The organism is Gilliamella sp. GillExp13 (assembly GCF_001690815.1).
Classification (GTDB): Bacteria; Pseudomonadota; Gammaproteobacteria; order Enterobacterales; family Orbaceae; genus Gilliamella; species Gilliamella bombi.
This window is the reverse complement of sequence record NZ_LZHJ01000024.1, coordinates 37,264-53,232: the sequence shown is the minus strand read 5'-3', so window position 1 is coordinate 53,232 and position 15,969 is coordinate 37,264. Positions and strand designations below refer to the sequence as shown.

The following is a 15,969-nucleotide window of genomic DNA, read 5'->3' as shown; positions in this document are numbered from 1 at the left end:
TTCAGCTTCTTTTAAAATAGCGACGATTTGATGTTCAGTCATTTTTTTCATCATTAAATCCCCTTTTACTTTTATCATAGAGAATTTTCTACTTTTTTGCTGTACTATTTTAGGGGAGAGTTACATTTGGTTTATTAGGATATGTAGAGCCAGTACTACTAACAGTTATTTCTATACTGTTTTTGCATGAGAAAGTTTCATCAGAACATATTGTATCATATGGATTTATTTGGTTATCTGTTTGCATTCTAGCTTTTGAGGGTGGGATTTTTGTTATACGTGCAATAAAACGAAAAAGATTACAATAGATACAAAAGAGGCACAATTGAATGCGCCTCTTATCAAACAATCTATCAACTATTTACTAAATGTAACATAATGACCATAGCTTTCTAAAATACCTTGGATCCTATCAAGGGTTTCTCTTGGTGGAGCCTCAACGCCTTCCAACTTATATTTATCACCAATCGTATCCCATTTATAAGCACCTAGTTTATGATAAGCAAGTAATTCTACACGCTCAATATTATCCATCCCCTCAATAAATTTACCAAGCAGATGTGCTGAATTATCATCATCAGTCCATCCAGGAACAACAACATAACGTATCCAAGTTCGCTTATTAATTTTTTGCAAATATTTAGCAAATTCAAGAACTCGTTTATTTGGCACTCCAACTAATTTTTGATGAATTTCATCATTAACTTGCTTTAAATCAAGCATGACCAAATCTGTTACCTCTAAAAGTTCATCAACAACATGGTCGAGTTGCCTTGCATAACCATTAGTATCTAAACAAGTACTAATACCTTCTTGATGACAAGCTCTAAACCATTGAGTAACAAACTCAGCTTGTAACGTAGCCTCACCGCCCGAAGCTGTCACACCACCACCATTAGGCATAATAAAACTTTTGTAAGAAACAATCTCTTTCATCAGCTCATCAACGGTGACCTCTCGACCAGCTTTTAAATCCCATGTATCACGATTATGGCAATACAAGCAACGCATTAGGCAACCTTGAAAAAAAACAATAAAACGAATCCCTGGACCATCAACAGTACCAAAGGATTCAAAAGAGTGGATACGACCTTTAATAGGCGGCTTAGTTGTCATAATAATATTTTGTTGTTCCATAGATAATCTCGAATCATTGCTCATATGACTTTTTAATAATTTTAACTCCACTATCGTCAAACTTAAACCAATAGTATTAATCGCCATGAATTATATTTCGATTAATTATACTGGATAAATATCAACAATATTAAATTATTATCATCGTATTAATATTTAATTAAAGTTGGCAAAATAGTGTTCGTGCTGATAAAAAAATAGCGCCCTTAAGGACGCTATTTCAATTAATCTAACAATTAACTAAACTAAATTTTTTGCGTAAATGTACGATTAATTACGTCATTTTGTTGTTCTTTAGTTAATGAGTTGAAACGCACTGCATATCCAGAAACACGAATAGTTAATTGTGGATATTTTTCAGGATGTTCCATCGCATCTAATAATGTATCACGATTTAATACATTAACATTTAGATGTTGACCTCCTTCTACTGTAGCTTCGTGATGGAAATAACCATCCATTAAACCAGCTAAGTTGCGTTTACGCACATCATCATCTTTACCTAATGCATTTGGAACGATAGAGAAAGTATAAGAAATACCATCTTTAGCATAAGCAAATGGAAGTTTAGCAACAGATGTTAATGAAGCTACCGCACCTTTTTGGTCACGACCGTGCATTGGGTTAGCACCTGGTCCAAATGGCGCACCAGCACGACGTCCGTCTGGAGTATTACCTGTTTTCTTACCATAAACAACATTTGATGTAATGGTTAATACAGATTGTGTAGGAGTTGCATTACGATAAGTTTTAAGTTTTTGAATTTTCTTCATAAAACGCTCAACTAAATCAACAGCGATATCATCAACTCGTGGATCGTTATTACCAAATTGTGGATATTCACCTTCAATTTCAAAGTCAGTAGCTAAACCATCTTCATCACGAATTGCTTTTACTTTTGCATACTTAATCGCAGAAAGTGAGTCTGCTGCAACTGAAAGACCAGCAATACCACATGCCATAGTACGAATAACATCACGATCATGAAGCGCCATTAATGATGCTTCATAGCTGTATTTATCGTGCATATAGTGAATAGCATTTAATGCAGTTACGTATTGTTTTGCTAACCAATCCATAAAGTGGTCTAAACGAGCAAATACTGTATCAAAATCTAAATATTCATCAGTGATTGGAGTCTCTTTAGGACCAACTTGCATTTTTAATTTTTCATCCACACCGCCGTTGATTGCGTATAGTAGAGTTTTAGCAAGGTTTGCACGCGCACCAAAGAATTGCATTTGTTTACCAACAATCATTGGGCTTACACAACATGCAATAGCATAGTCATCATTATTAAAGTCAGGACGCATTAAATCATCATTTTCATATTGTAATGATGATGTATCGATAGATACTTTTGATGCGAACTCTTTAAATCCACTTGGTAATTTTTCAGACCAAAGGATTGTCATGTTAGGTTCTGGAGATGGACCCATTGTATATAAAGTATTTAAGAAACGGAAAGAAGTCTTAGTAACTAATGTACGACCGTCAACACCCATACCAGCTATAGATTCAGTTGCCCAAATTGGGTCACCAGAGAATAATTCATCATATTCTGGCGTACGTAAGAAACGAACCATACGTAACTTCATAACAAAATGGTCAACAATTTCTTGAGCGTCTTTTTCTGTAATTAAACCAGCTTCAAGATCGCGTTGGAAGTAAATATCAAAGAAAGTCGAAGTCCGACCTAATGACATTGCAGCACCATTTTGTGATTTAACCGCAGCTAAATAACCAAAGTATGTCCATTGAACTGCTTCTTGTGCAGTTTTTGCTGGGGCAGAAATATCGAAGCCGTATTTAGCTGCCATTTCTTTAATTTGGCCAAGTGCACGATGCTGTTCAGCAATTTCTTCACGACGTTGCATAATCATTGGAAGATCAACACCGTTTTCGAAATCAGCTTGTAGTGAATTAAATTGTGCAAATTTATCTTGCATTAAGTAGTCGATACCGTAGAGCGCAACACGACGGTAGTCACCAATAATACGACCACGGCCATAAGCATCAGGAAGACCAGTAATAACACCTGATTTACGACAACGAAGAATATCTGGAGTATAAATATCGAAAACACCTTGGTTATGAGTTTTACGATATTCAGTAAAGATTTTTTTGACTAAAGGATCAAGCGTTCTGTTATAAGCTTTACAAGAATTCTCGATCATTTTGATACCACCAAACGGAATAATTGCACGTTTTAATGGTTTTTCAGTTTGTAAGCCAACAATTTTTTCTAAATCTTTTTCAATATAACCTGCATCATGAGCAGTAATTGTCGAAATAACACTTGTATCAAAATCCACAGGGGCATGGGTAGCATTTTCAATTTTAATGCCTTCCATTACTTTATCCCATAACTTAGTTGTGGCTTCAGTTGCGCCAGCTAAGAAAGACTCATCGCCCTCATATGGCGTGTAGTTTTTTTGAATAAAATCGCGGACATTAACATTATTTTGCCAATCACCATCTTTAAATCCTTTCCAAGCTGCTGCTTGTACTTCGTTTAAATTACTCATAATTTTCACCTCAGGTTTACAAAAATAACTATTTACCCCATTACATATGAGGGTAAATATTATAAAATCAATGTGGCTTACGTAAATATAAAGCCCAATAAGGTAGTGCTACAGCTAAACCACCTAAAATATTCCCAATTGTAACTGGAATTAAATTTTTAAATACAAAATGCGATACAGTTAACTCTTTAAATGCATCTGCCGACACACCAGCTGCTTGCCAAAACTCAGGGGACGCAAAGTTCTTAATCACAATGCCCATAGGAATCATAAACATATTTGCAATACTATGCTCAAAACCGCTGGCAACAAACATCGCAACAGGTAAAATCATAATTAGCATTTTATCAAGTAAACTACGACCAGCATAACTCAACCAGGCGGCCAAACAGACCATTAGATTAGCTAGAAAGCCAAGACATACTGCCTCAATAAAGGTGTGATGTAATTTATGATCAGCGGTTTGTAAAATATTTAGTCCCCACAAACCATTGGCTACCATATACTGGCCTGAAAACCAAATAACTGTAACAAACAGTATAGCACCAATAAAGTTACCAACATAGACCAAAATCCAATTACGAATCATTTTAGTCCAGCCAATTTTATGGGTCATTTTAGGTAAAATGGTCAATACGGTTGAAGTAAATAAGTCAGAACCACAACAAACAACAAGCATAAGTCCTAAAGAGAAACAAATACCGCCGACTAATTTTGCCAAACCAAAAGCAACGGTTGCTGTTCCGGTTGTTACAGTAATATAAAATACAAAAGCGATAGAAATATAAACACCAGCAAGCATTGCGGATAAAATCGTACTACATGGGTGTTTGTTTACTTTGTAATTGCCTAGGTCTTCAGCAATTTGGGTCATTTGTGCGGGAGAATATGAATCCACAAGTTTATTGGTACTCAAACTAACATCCTCAAAAAAACTAGGGTTTTATGAGACGCATAGTATACTCAAAATTTGAAGCAGATCACGTTTTTTTTATTAAAAAACTTTAAAACCACAAAAATCCCTCATTATTAAATAGGTTACTTATAGTAAAAATAGTGAGTTAAAATTTTTAGGAAAATTTATACCTACTGGGGAGCTAATCTTATTTAGAATCAACCTATTGAACGCGATAAAAATTAGTTACATTAACCTTTCCGTGCTATAAGCGTGTTTTTCGCTCTAAAATTGTTCAAATAGACAATTGATTTTATTGGGATTTTTCTTGTTATTTTTAAATAGAATCATACACTCATCGGCTAGTTTTTTATTACGTTGAATTTGTTTTTTAAGAAAAAAGCTCGCAGGCTTTGCCTGCTCAATGCCCCCTACGGCGAAGGTGCGGTGCAAACAGCATAATAGCCGAAGGTGGCCCCCATGTGATTGCTATTGATGTAGCCTGTATCCGAGTAGGCATAGAACTGACGACCGGGTATGGAATTGCTCGTCCAATAACCATAGTGGGAGTGAGTGCTGTAAGCGAAGTCCGCATTAGCATAATGCGACATGTAGCCCCACTCCGTGAAAAATCCAGCTCCAATTAGACGCTGGTAATTATTTTCAGATGACGACGGTGTGGCACTAGAAATAGGAAAACTAGTTGTTCTGACTGCATTGGTTAAATCTCTTAACTGCGTAAGACGATACCCCAAACGACTACACCATGTTATTTGAGCTGGTGCTGTATCGTATTTACCTCCTCGGTTAACAAACCACTGCTTTAACTTAAAGCCATATTTTACTACCTCGTCATTAGTTTTAATATCTCTACCCACTAACTCAAACGTCTGCGGTAACACTGGCTTAGCAATTGGGTTGGGATTCGGATTAAGCCATTGATTTCTTGCCTCTGGACCTGTTAGCTTAACACGGGCGACAACTTGTCCCTTGTCTTCATCAGGAATCCAATTATCATTAGCTACAACATTTGTCACTGTCGCAGTGATTCCCTCCAAAGTAACGGGTTCCCATGTCAATTCATTTATATCTACTCCACTTATGAGTAAATCAAAATATAAGTTATGCCCACCCGTGGTCGGAAAATTTAGGTTGTATGATTCAGGACTGATTGATTGAACTAAGAAGCCCTTATCAGGATTCTATATATCAGCTGGACCTGCGAAGTTGACCCCACTCATATCTGCACCATTTTTACCAAATAGCAGATTCGGCCTTACATAATTGATAACTGGCGATGGTAGCATTATTACATCACTACGATTACCTGTTCGATATTTTTTGCCATTCGCCTGTAAGTTCCATGAAGATGACAATAATAACAGCCCTAACACAATAAGCTTTTTTGGGACAATTTTGATAATAATTTGAGAAATAATTTGGAAGGTATAAATGAGTTTTTTGTAAAAACTCGTCGAATAGGATTATTTGATAAATTTAAGACATAGGTTTGCCAGTGTCTGGTGGCTAAAATGATAATGCATTATGGTTTACCTTTCAAGTAATTATTTGTTTTATTTAAATTTTTATAATTATTCACTTATTTAATAAGCTTGTTTCCCTATAGCGGTTAAAGTATAGCCGTTTAAAAAATAGTTGGCTAGTTTTTTGGCGAATTTTTTGTAAAAAATGTAAAGATGAAAATAATCTTTTAAAAACTGTTAGGGTGTTTTACCTACAATCGCTTAGACTTTTGTTTATTACCTTTTGTTAGTTAGCTATTGTTTGTTAACTTCTGAATAGATAGATATTGGCTGATTATGTTGTGTAATCTTTAAACAACCATTAAATCCATTTTGCTTTATCATTTATTTATGAGCTGGTAAATGACATATTTCCTCATCATTACTTATGAATGATGAGGAAATATTTATTTTTTAATAACTTATTTATTATCTAAGATTCTATTGACTTTTATTAGATAATTACGTGACTCTTGCGAAACGTGAGAAGTGACTAATTTTCGATAAACCTGCTGTGGTGTCATTGAGTTTATGATGTTGATAGCTTCATTGCGATCGTTAGAAAACGTACGCAACACACTTCCTACTCCTCCATTATAAGATGTAATCACGGCATATCTTAACGAGATTGGATTATTGATGCCAGCTAAGTATTTGGTTTTTAGTAATGATAAGTAAGCGGTACCCATATCAACGTTATTACGTGGATCAAGTAAGAATTTTCGACTTGGTTCACCTGATTTGCCTCGTAATTTGAAAATATCACGTCCAGCGGTGTGTTGCTGTACTTGCATTAGTCCTAGTGCATCAGTACGGCTAACAGCATATGGGTTAAATGCTGATTCAACTTCCATAATCGCTAAAATTAAGCGTTCATCAATATAGTAGCGATTAGATGCTTCGGTTACGATTGGTAAGAATTTTTTGGCACGCTGATTTATGTGGTTAGGAACTAGTTTAATTTCAACATAAGTGATTTTATGAGAACCTGATGAGCGGGTTTTTATGTTATTGGTAAGTAGATAATCAGCAAAACTATTAGCTCTGCCACTCCAACGAATCGGTTGATGATCTTGATCTAATACCTGATTGTATAAAAATGGTTCTTGAGATAAGTCTTGACTGATTTTGTCATGGCGTATAATGTCAACTGGCTCTGACATAAGTAATGTCGAAACTATCGCTTCTTTTAGGTTTTCTATTGGTGATTCTGTCATGGTTTCAATAGTAATTACACCTGAAACGAAGTTAATATGGACGCGAGTTTTTAGGTTATCTTCATATTGAACGTAGTCTTTTGGACCTGCTATAAGGACTTCTTTAGGCCCCCAAATTTGTTCAATGTTATTAGCATATTGGCTAATTAATATATTAAAAGCATTAGTGTCTTTAATATAATAGTCTTCATCTTTTTTTGAATTCGTACTAGGACAACCTGTTAGAAGAGTTACAGTAATAATTAACGCTATGATTTTTTTATTTTTTTTCATTTTACATCTCAATTTTGGGGTTTGTATCCGTCAATAACAACTTCTTCGCCTTCAAATAGAAATTTGATCATTTCAGCTTCAATTTTTTTTCGATGTTCTAGATTCATCATATTGAATTTATTTTCGTTAATTAACATAGTTTGTTTTTTGAGCCATTCTTGCCATGCCTGTTTGGATATTTCGTTAAAAATACGTTTTCCAAGCTCTCCTGGGTAAAGTTGAAAATCTAATCCCTCTGCTTCTTTTTTTAAATAATGGCAATAAACGACACGACTCATTTTTATCTCTTTTAAGTACACTCAACGAATAGTGGCTAATTATACCTGAAAATAATTATAGATAAGAAGAAAATTATTATATTAGTTTTAAATTGAACTCACCTTTAATTAGTGAATATTAATTTAAAATATTTGAATAATTATTTACTTTACACCGCAATTAGTTCGATTAAAATGATAGGAACTAGTTAATAAAATAAATAAGGATTAAACAATGCAGCCAAAAATCACACGTGAACTTTTTGATAAAGTTATTTTACCTATTTATGCACCAGCAAAATTTATCCCCGTAATGGGTAAAGGAAGTCGTGTTTGGGATCAAAATGGTGAAGAATATATTGATTTTGCAGGTGGCATCGCTGTAAATGCGCTTGGGCATTGTCATCCAAGATTAGTTAAAGCATTACATGAACAAAGTGAAAAGTTATGGCATGTAAGTAATGTTTTTACTAATGAGCCGGCTTTAAATCTTGCTCAAAAACTTATCGATAATACGTTTGCTGAACGTGTTTTTTTTGCAAATTCTGGTGCCGAAGCTAATGAAGCTGCGTTTAAATTAGCTCGTCATTACGCAATACATAAATACAATCCTTATAAGACTAAAATTATTGCTTTTTATCAATCTTTTCATGGGCGTACATTTTTTACCGTCTCTGTTGGTGGTCAGGCTAAGTATTCGGATGGTTTTGGTCCAAAACCAGCTGATATTATTCATGTTCCTTTTAATGATCTTGATGCAGTTAAAGCCGTAATGGATGATCATACTTGTGCGGTTGTACTAGAGCCTGTGCAAGGTGAAGGTGGGTTAACTTCAGCCACACCAGAATTTTTACAGGATTTGCGTGAGCTATGTGATGAATATAAAGCGTTACTGGTGTTTGATGAAGTGCAGTGTGGAATGGGTCGAACAGGCAGTTTATTTACTTATCAACAATATAATGTAAAGCCCGATATTTTGACCTCAGCTAAAGCACTGGGCGGTGGATTTCCAATTAGTGCTATGTTAACAACAGACGAAATTGCTTCAGTTATGCATCCCGGTGTGCATGGTACAACTTATGGTGGTAACCCTTTAGCTTGTGCTGTGGGTTGCGAGGCTTTTGATATTATTAATTCTCCTGAAATACTTGAAGGTGTGCAAAAACGACGTGCTGTATTTATTGAGCAATTAGAGGAAATTAATGATAAATTTAAATTATTTCGAGAGTATCGTGGAAAAGGGTTATTGTTAGGTGCAGAGTTACAGCCCAAATTTCACAATAAAGCTCGTGATTTTTTGAACGTAGCATCCGAATTTAAAGTGATGATTTTAAATGCCGGATCTAATGTTTTACGCCTTACCCCATCACTAATTATTTCTGAAGATGAAATTAAAGAAGGTATGACTCGATTAGCAAAAGCTGTGGAAAAAGTTGTCAATTCTTAAGTTTTTCTATACAGTAACGACATTTTAGTCAATTAAATGCCGTTGCATTTAAAGGATACTTATTTATGACCAATATTCACCCATTAAATTATGCTAAAACTCATTTTATTTTGAGTGCGCCTGATATTTCTCATCTACCTGTTGATAGTGGTGTTGAAATTGCTTTTGCTGGCCGTTCTAACGCTGGTAAATCAAGCGCACTTAATACATTAACCAATCAAAAAGGACTTGCTAGAACGAGTAAAACGCCAGGTCGAACCCAACTTATTAATCTTTTCGAAGTTGAAGAAAATTGCCGTTTAGTAGATTTACCCGGTTATGGCTATGCTCAAGTGCCAGAGGCTATAAAGCGTAAATGGCAAAAATCATTGGGTGAATATCTGCAAAAACGTCAGAGTTTAAAAGGTTTGGTTGTATTGATGGATATTAGACATCCATTAAAAGATTTAGATCAACAGATGATTGAGTGGGCGGTTTCAGTTGATATTCCTATTATGTTACTGCTTACTAAAGCTGATAAATTAGCTTCTGGCGCTCAAAAAAAACAAGTTAATATGGTGAAAGAGGCCATTTTACCTTTTCAAGGAGATATTACTGTTGCTCCTTTTTCATCACCTAAGCGTATTGGACTTGAAGCTCTAAAACAAAAATTAGATGAATGGTTTAGTTTGCAATAAAGGTTCATTCAATGAATAGTTCAACATTTTCGTTTCAATCTTTATCACCAGATTTAATTATTGATAGCCTATCTTCAATAGGATTGAATATAGATTCTGGTTTGACTGTGTTAAATAGTTATGAAAATCGTGTTTATCAATTTCAAGATGAAGATCATAAACGTTATGTGGCTAAGTTTTATCGACCAAATCGTTGGAATCGCCAGCAAATTCTTGAAGAACATCAGTTTACTATGCAATTAGCTGATGCTGATGTTCCCGTTATTACGCCATTAACATTTAATAATACGACACTACACGAATATCAAGGTTATCTGTTTACGTTGTTTGCTAGTGTTGGAGGACGACAATATGAGATGGATAATATCAAGCAAATGGAATCTGTGGGTATGTTGCTTGGCCGTATCCACCAAATTAGTGCTAAGCGGACATTTTTACATCGTTCAACTATTGGATTAGAAGAATATCTTTATCGGCCACAAGATATCTTGCTATCTAGCGCTTATATTTCTAAGAAAGTTCAAACTGACCTTAAAGATATTTTAGCCCAGTTAATAAAAACTGTTGAACAGCATTGGCATAACGATTGGCAGCCTATTCGATTACATGCCGATTGCCATGCGGGTAATATTTTATGGCGCGATAATGCAATGTTTGTTGATTTTGATGATTCTCGTAATGGCCCTGCAATTCAAGACTTGTGGATGTTACTACATGGTGAGCGTCAACAGCAACGTTTACAGTTGGATTTATTGATTGAAATGTATCAGGAGTTTTGTGATTTTGATCATCATCAATTAAAGCTTATCGAACCTTTAAGAGCGATGAGAATGGTTCATCATTTAGCATGGATTTTAGAGCGTTGGCAAGATCCTGCTTTTCCTATCGCCTTTCCATGGATTACTGATGAGGATTTTTGGCGTCAACAATTAACTGAGTTTAATAAGCAAATTGATGCAATTAAAGCTCCTACAATACAGTTAATGCCAATGATGTGAATATAAAGCGTATTAATTGAGTAGTTTTAATAATTCGTTTAAATTAGGCTGGTTTGTGACTAACTTCTCTTTTTTTTGTTTAGAAAGCTGTTTTATTCGGTACTCAAGCCTAAGCGCCATCGATCTGTCACCAATATAGATCTGGTACACAATAGTTAAATCTTTTTGCCCTTTTAGATGCTTTGCACCTTTGTTGGTTTGATGTTGGTGAAGCCTTCTTTCCACATTTGTTGTAATACCAGTATAGAGTGATTTTTTTGCTGTTCTAATAATATATAAAAACCATTCGGATGCGCTATTAGACATAACTAACCAATAATATAAATTCAATTATTTAACCATAATATCATTTTAATGGCATAGCAAATATTCATCACTTTTTAATTAATACTATTCATACTACTAGTTAAACGTTACTGTTTCATTTACTTTAACGCAGATAATGTTTAAGATAAGTCAATTTTTTTGATGTATTCTGGGATAATAAAATTTGAATAACTTTGCAAAAATTATTGAAGTTCAACGTGGCGATATGAAGTTCGCCTATGTGCAAAATGACGAAATCAATTATTTAGAACTTTTTGACCAATTTTTGGCAGAAGAAGGACATCATGAATTACTCGATCCTAGCGATAAATTAGAGCGATATACTTATTTAATCGATCATAATGAATCAAAATTTATTTTTAAAATTGATGGCGGTATTGAGCACCGTTTAGAGCGTCGTTTAATCGCCAAAATTACAGGCGACTTTTATTTCAATTTAATTCGTAAACTCGCCAAAATATCACTTGATAATGCCGATATTGCTTATGAACTGTATTTGGTTGCTTTCGATCAAAAAACTAAACGCCATTATATGATTTTTAACTTTATCGAAGGGCGCTCTTTAAAGTGGGAAGAAATGAAAGAGTATGGCGAGCAAGTTAAAAACTGTATTGAAAAACTGCACAGTTATAATTTAGTATCTAATGATATTCATGGCGGAAATTTTATCTTAACGCCTGAAGGAAAAATCAAGGCCATCGATTTAACGAACTCAGGATTTATTTGGCTAACTAAAGCCAATGACGCAATCGAGTTGAAAGAACGCTTTGATATCAAAATTAAGGTTCCTTTTTTTGCAATGCCAATTAAAAAGTTTACTCATGGGTTTAAACGATTGTCTCGGAAGATCCGAGGGAAAGAAGATTAATTATTTTACCATTGTGAGAGTTTGTTGATCCTGTAAAGGTTCGAGTGATTATTATTCAGTATAATCGTAATTTTTTAATTAGTGATATCGTGAATTAGTTTCGTTATCACGTATATCACTAAAAAATATCTCGATTAGTTAGAGGAAATTGACGAGCTTAAAAGCCATTTAACTTGTATCTGACATAAAATACATTTATTATAACTAGAGTAAAAACCTTTTTATTATCACAGAATTTAATATTCTGAAAAAGTATGTATTTTTTATTAATAATCTATAATAGAAATAAAAAATGTTTAAGTGGGTAGCTACCTTTTAGGCCATGCCTACTTTAGTATGCCCACCACCATTGGTATGGTAATTTTGACTTTTTTCTTTATGTCTATGATCCATTTCGGCGCACTCGATTTATAACGATGAATAAGGAAACATCATGAAAACACTAGATCCCAGCATTTACCCCTGGATTGACGCAGCAAAACAGGCGGTTAAACGAGAAAAATCAAGTTTTGCCACTACTTCAGCTCAATTAAAGAAACAGGCGACCAAGCCGCTTATGATGCCGCTTACCCTCTCTATATAAAGGCTCTACAAGATTTATATGAAGTTGGAATTATCCCCCCAAGTACAGCAGATATAGACGAACTCAAAGCCATTGCGGCTGGTAATTTTCACCCGAAATTTAATGAAGTATTTCCCGATGTAGTATTTTCAGAAGATGATTGACTATTTATTTTATGGCTAATAAATTTATTCTTCCCAAAGATAAGCATGACAGAATTTTCGAGAATGCAATCAAGAATGAATATCTGAGATTTGTTAAACCTTCAAATAACCCTGAAGTAATTTTACTCGGCGGACAGGTCGGCTCAGGCAAATCAACTGTAAGCAATGAATACGCCAAAAACAATTTCTTGGTTATTGATACCGATGCTTATAAATAAACTAATTTTACATGGTTATGTCATCTAGTGATAAACTAAAGCTTGGAACAAAAACGTCTAAAAAGTAATTCATTTCAGGACTGTTACGTTCAGATAAAGTCTTTTTTAAACGTTGTTCTGCTAACTTAAACTCATTGTTGCCCGCACTGAGTTCTTCAATCGTTTTTAGGTAAGCACATAATGCATCAGCTTGTTTTACAATACTTTTCTCGGTTTCATCATAAAAATCATCATCAATTAATGTTCTAAAATCATCTTGTAATTCTTTAGGAAGCATATTGATAAGTTTATGCTGTGCTATTTTTTCAATCTTTTTATATTCAACCGTTATTTGTGGATTGTAATACTTTGTTGGTGTTGGTAGATCGCCTGTTATTACTTCTGAAACGTCGTGGTACATTGCCAGCAATGCAATTCTTTCTGGATTAACATTTCCATTAAATTTCTTGTTTTTAATTATTGCTAAGGCATGTGCAACAAAAGCAACCTGTAAACTATGCTCTGATACATTTTCAGTTCTTACATTACGCATTAAAGGCCAACGATTAATTAGTTTTAATCGGGATAAATGAGCAAAAAAATGACTGTTATTCATATTACTATCTCTTTAATATAAAATAAAAACGCTCCTATTAAAAACAGGAGCGTCTATAATATAAAATGTTACTTATTATTTTACGCGAGAATAAGCTGTTGGGTACCCAATGCAAGTGGTACAGTTTGCTCTTCTGTAAATGTGATATACTCCCATGCATTTTGTTTTGCTAGCAATGCTTGCAATAATTGATTATTCAATGCATGACCTGATTTATAACAAACAACTTCACCAATCATATTGTGACCGCTCATATATAAATCACCGATAGTATCAAGCATTTTGTGACGCACAAACTCATCTTCAAAACGCAAACCATCTTCATTTAGCACTTTATAATCATCAACAACAATTGCACAATCTAAACTACCACCTAGGCATAAACCTTTAGATTGTAATGCTTCAATATCACGCATAAAACCAAATGTTCTAGCACGGCTGATTTGACGAATAAACGATTCAGACGAAAAATCTAGTTGATAACGTTGTGAACTACTGTCGATAGCCGGATGTTGAAAATCAATAGTGAAATCCAGTTTAAAGCCACTATAAGGCCTTACTTCAGCCCATTTATCACCATTTTCAACTCGAACTGTTTCTTTTACACACAAAAACTTTTTAAGTGCGTTTTGTTCAGCAATACCAGCATCAAGCAATAAATAAACAAATGGACTTGCACTACCATCCATAATTGGTATTTCAGGGGCATTAACTTCAATAATAATATTATCAATACCTAGCCCTGCTAATGCAGCATTAATATGCTCAACAGTAGAAATACGAACATTATCTTCATTTATCAAACAAGTACAAAGCATTGTATCACGCACAGATTTTGCATCCACGGGAAAATCCACACATGGATTTAAATCAGTACGACGGTAAATTATACCTGTATTTTCAGGCGCAGGACGTAATGTCAAAGTAACTTTTTTGCCGGTATGTAAACCAACACCAGTTGCTTGAATAGTCTTTTTTAATGTTCTTTGTTTCACTTTGCACCTACTTTTTTATTTGCTCCTATTGATTTTGACAATAAAAAATCAAATAAGTTCAACTTTACTTTAATTTGCTTGCTTCCGTATGAAAGCAGGAATATCTAAAATTTTATGATCTTCAAGAGGAGAAGCTGTTGGTTCATTAACAACCTTTGCCAATTTCTCTTCTTGTTGTCCTAAAGGACTGCTTCGGCTAAATAGCTCATTGTGTGAAACTGGTTTAGGCATTTTAACTTCTGGACGTTTATCCATACCAATACCAGTTGCAACCACTGTTACTCGAATTTCATCAGATATATCTGGATCAAAAGTTGAACCAACAACAACCGTAGCATTATCAGAAGCAAATGCTTTAACTGTGTTACCGACTGTTTCAAATTCTTCTAAACCAATATCAAATCCAGATGTTACGTTAACTAATACGCCTCGAGCTCCAGATAAATCAATGTCTTCAAGCAATGGACTAGAAATCGCCATTTCAGCGGCTTCTTCAGCTCGATTATCACCACTAGCTCGACCAGAACCCATCATAGCATATCCCATTTCAGACATCACTGTCCTTACATCAGCAAAGTCAACATTGATAAGGCCTGGTTTAGTAATAAGCTCTGCAATACCTTGTACTGCACCTTTTAAAACACCATTAGCAGCGGCAAAAGCGTCAAGTAATTTAACACCACGACCTAATACTTTTAATAATTTATCATTCGGAATAGTAATTAGTGAGTCAACATGTTTTGCCAACTCAGAAATACCTTGCTCAGCAAAAGCCATACGCTTTTTACCTTCAAAACCAAAAGGTTTAGTAACAACTGCAACTGTTAGAATTCCTAGTTCTTTTGCTATTTCCGCAACAACAGGGGCTGCCCCCGTTCCAGTGCCGCCACCCATTCCTGCTGCGATAAAAACCATGTCGGCTCCTTCAATAGCACTACGAATGACATCACGATCTTCCTCAGCAGAATTTCTACCGACTTCAGGATTAGCACCAGCACCAAGCCCTTTAGTAACATTAGTTCCGATTTGGATAGTTTGACCTACCTTAATTCTTTTTAAAGCTTGTGCATCTGTATTTGCTGCAAAAAATTCAACGCCTTCAATATGTTCAGCAATCATATGCTCGACAGCATTACCGCCGCCACCACCTACACCAATAACTTTAATGACTGCTGCTGGTTCATCATCTGCAACCATAGGTTCAAACATAACTTATCTCCAAATTTACGATCTGCGAACATTGTACAGATAATCATCTACAATGTCCACGAAGTTCTTGAAATATATT

17 protein-coding genes are annotated in these 15,969 nt (G+C 34.8%); 6 read left to right on the top strand and 11 right to left on the bottom strand.

Annotated features, from left to right (window positions below; all coding sequences use genetic code 11):
* Positions 1–357: 357 nt before the first annotated feature.
* The 7 genes from pflA to A9G37_RS02135 form a co-directional block, all read right to left on the bottom strand.
* Positions 358–1,137, bottom strand: coding sequence for a pyruvate formate lyase 1-activating protein (pflA, locus tag A9G37_RS02165; protein ID WP_218059284.1), 780 nt, complete (start codon positions 1,135–1,137; stop codon positions 358–360).
* Between the two features lie 245 nt (positions 1,138–1,382).
* Complete coding sequence (gene pflB, locus A9G37_RS02160) at positions 1,383–3,665, bottom strand: formate C-acetyltransferase (protein ID WP_065574488.1); 2,283 nt, start codon at positions 3,663–3,665, stop codon at positions 1,383–1,385.
* Positions 3,666–3,732: 67 nt separating this feature from the next.
* Positions 3,733–4,581 (bottom strand): formate transporter FocA, encoded by an 849-nt coding sequence (focA, locus tag A9G37_RS02155; RefSeq protein ID WP_081297615.1) that lies wholly within the window; start codon positions 4,579–4,581, stop codon positions 3,733–3,735.
* A gap of 410 nt (positions 4,582–4,991) precedes the next feature.
* Complete coding sequence (locus tag A9G37_RS02150) at positions 4,992–5,639, bottom strand: hypothetical protein (protein ID WP_065574487.1); 648 nt, start codon at positions 5,637–5,639, stop codon at positions 4,992–4,994.
* A gap of 123 nt (positions 5,640–5,762) precedes the next feature.
* Positions 5,763–5,936 (bottom strand): hypothetical protein, encoded by a 174-nt coding sequence (locus A9G37_RS12725; protein WP_176701843.1) that lies wholly within the window; start codon positions 5,934–5,936, stop codon positions 5,763–5,765.
* A 569-nt stretch (positions 5,937–6,505) separates the two neighbouring features.
* Positions 6,506–7,573 carry a membrane-bound lytic murein transglycosylase MltC gene (mltC, locus tag A9G37_RS02140; protein ID WP_065574485.1) on the bottom strand — a complete coding sequence of 356 codons (1,068 nt, stop codon included), beginning with the start codon at positions 7,571–7,573 and terminating at the stop codon, positions 6,506–6,508.
* 8 nt (positions 7,574–7,581) lie between these two features.
* Positions 7,582–7,851, bottom strand: a complete 270-nt coding sequence (locus A9G37_RS02135) for an oxidative damage protection protein (RefSeq protein ID WP_065574484.1) — start codon at positions 7,849–7,851, stop codon at positions 7,582–7,584.
* A 214-nt stretch (positions 7,852–8,065) separates the two neighbouring features.
* Between A9G37_RS02135 and argD the strand changes: the two genes are divergently transcribed.
* The 3 genes from argD to A9G37_RS02120 all read left to right on the top strand — a co-directional run bounded on the left by argD (position 8,066) and on the right by A9G37_RS02120 (position 10,952).
* Positions 8,066–9,277, top strand: coding sequence for a bifunctional acetylornithine/succinyldiaminopimelate transaminase (gene argD, locus A9G37_RS02130; protein ID WP_065574483.1), 1,212 nt, complete (start codon positions 8,066–8,068; stop codon positions 9,275–9,277).
* 65 nt (positions 9,278–9,342) lie between these two features.
* Positions 9,343–9,954: a ribosome biogenesis GTP-binding protein YihA/YsxC gene (yihA, locus tag A9G37_RS02125; protein ID WP_065574482.1), complete on the top strand. Its 612-nt coding sequence runs from the start codon at positions 9,343–9,345 to the stop codon at positions 9,952–9,954.
* An 11-nt stretch (positions 9,955–9,965) separates the two neighbouring features.
* Positions 9,966–10,952, top strand: coding sequence for a serine/threonine protein kinase (locus A9G37_RS02120; RefSeq protein ID WP_065574481.1), 987 nt, complete (start codon positions 9,966–9,968; stop codon positions 10,950–10,952).
* Positions 10,953–10,964: 12 nt separating this feature from the next.
* Here the strand turns inward: A9G37_RS02120 and A9G37_RS02115 are convergent, their stop codons facing one another.
* Positions 10,965–11,258, bottom strand: coding sequence for a GIY-YIG nuclease family protein (locus A9G37_RS02115; RefSeq protein ID WP_065574493.1), 294 nt, complete (start codon positions 11,256–11,258; stop codon positions 10,965–10,967).
* A 184-nt stretch (positions 11,259–11,442) separates the two neighbouring features.
* Between A9G37_RS02115 and A9G37_RS02110 the strand changes: the two genes are divergently transcribed.
* From A9G37_RS02110 to A9G37_RS02105, 3 genes are all read left to right on the top strand, one after another.
* The gene (locus A9G37_RS02110; protein WP_065574480.1) at positions 11,443–12,147 is read left to right on the top strand and encodes a lipopolysaccharide core heptose(II) kinase RfaY; all 705 of its coding nucleotides are present in this window, start codon (positions 11,443–11,445) and stop codon (positions 12,145–12,147) included.
* 433 nt (positions 12,148–12,580) lie between these two features.
* Entirely contained in the window at positions 12,581–12,730 is a 150-nt protein-coding gene (locus A9G37_RS12720; RefSeq protein WP_176701842.1) for a hypothetical protein, read from the top strand.
* Between the two features lie 154 nt (positions 12,731–12,884).
* On the top strand, positions 12,885–13,091 hold the full coding sequence (locus tag A9G37_RS02105) for a zeta toxin family protein (RefSeq protein ID WP_065574479.1): 207 nt from the start codon (positions 12,885–12,887) through the stop codon (positions 13,089–13,091).
* 7 nt (positions 13,092–13,098) lie between these two features.
* Here the strand turns inward: A9G37_RS02105 and yfbR are convergent, their stop codons facing one another.
* The 3 genes from yfbR to ftsZ form a co-directional block, all read right to left on the bottom strand.
* Complete coding sequence (gene yfbR, locus A9G37_RS02100; protein WP_065574478.1) at positions 13,099–13,686, bottom strand: 5'-deoxynucleotidase; 588 nt, start codon at positions 13,684–13,686, stop codon at positions 13,099–13,101.
* A gap of 80 nt (positions 13,687–13,766) precedes the next feature.
* Entirely contained in the window at positions 13,767–14,681 is a 915-nt protein-coding gene (gene lpxC / locus A9G37_RS02095; protein ID WP_065574477.1) for a UDP-3-O-acyl-N-acetylglucosamine deacetylase, read from the bottom strand.
* 69 nt (positions 14,682–14,750) lie between these two features.
* Positions 14,751–15,890, bottom strand: a complete 1,140-nt coding sequence (ftsZ, locus tag A9G37_RS02090) for a cell division protein FtsZ (protein WP_065560412.1) — start codon at positions 15,888–15,890, stop codon at positions 14,751–14,753.
* Between the last annotated feature and the right edge of the window lie 79 nt (positions 15,891–15,969).

What these genes read in the sequence shown, in the direction of transcription:
- pflA (WP_218059284.1), bottom strand. Translation starts at nt 1,137, where the DNA reads ATGGAACAACAAAATATTATTATGACAACTAAGCCGCCTATTAAAGGT.
- pflB (WP_065574488.1), bottom strand. Translation starts at nt 3,665, where the DNA reads ATGAGTAATTTAAACGAAGTACAAGCAGCAGCTTGGAAAGGATTTAAA.
- mltC (WP_065574485.1), bottom strand. Translation starts at nt 7,573, where the DNA reads ATGAAAAAAAATAAAAAAATCATAGCGTTAATTATTACTGTAACTCTT.
- A9G37_RS02135 (WP_065574484.1), bottom strand. Translation starts at nt 7,851, where the DNA reads ATGAGTCGTGTCGTTTATTGCCATTATTTAAAAAAAGAAGCAGAGGGA.
- argD (WP_065574483.1), top strand. Translation starts at nt 8,066, where the DNA reads ATGCAGCCAAAAATCACACGTGAACTTTTTGATAAAGTTATTTTACCT.
- yihA (WP_065574482.1), top strand. Translation starts at nt 9,343, where the DNA reads ATGACCAATATTCACCCATTAAATTATGCTAAAACTCATTTTATTTTG.
- A9G37_RS02120 (WP_065574481.1), top strand. Translation starts at nt 9,966, where the DNA reads ATGAATAGTTCAACATTTTCGTTTCAATCTTTATCACCAGATTTAATT.
- A9G37_RS02115 (WP_065574493.1), bottom strand. Translation starts at nt 11,258, where the DNA reads ATGTCTAATAGCGCATCCGAATGGTTTTTATATATTATTAGAACAGCA.
- A9G37_RS12720 (WP_176701842.1), top strand. Translation starts at nt 12,581, where the DNA reads ATGAAAACACTAGATCCCAGCATTTACCCCTGGATTGACGCAGCAAAA.
- A9G37_RS02105 (WP_065574479.1), top strand. Translation starts at nt 12,885, where the DNA reads ATGGCTAATAAATTTATTCTTCCCAAAGATAAGCATGACAGAATTTTC.
- yfbR (WP_065574478.1), bottom strand. Translation starts at nt 13,686, where the DNA reads ATGAATAACAGTCATTTTTTTGCTCATTTATCCCGATTAAAACTAATT.
- ftsZ (WP_065560412.1), bottom strand. Translation starts at nt 15,890, where the DNA reads ATGTTTGAACCTATGGTTGCAGATGATGAACCAGCAGCAGTCATTAAA.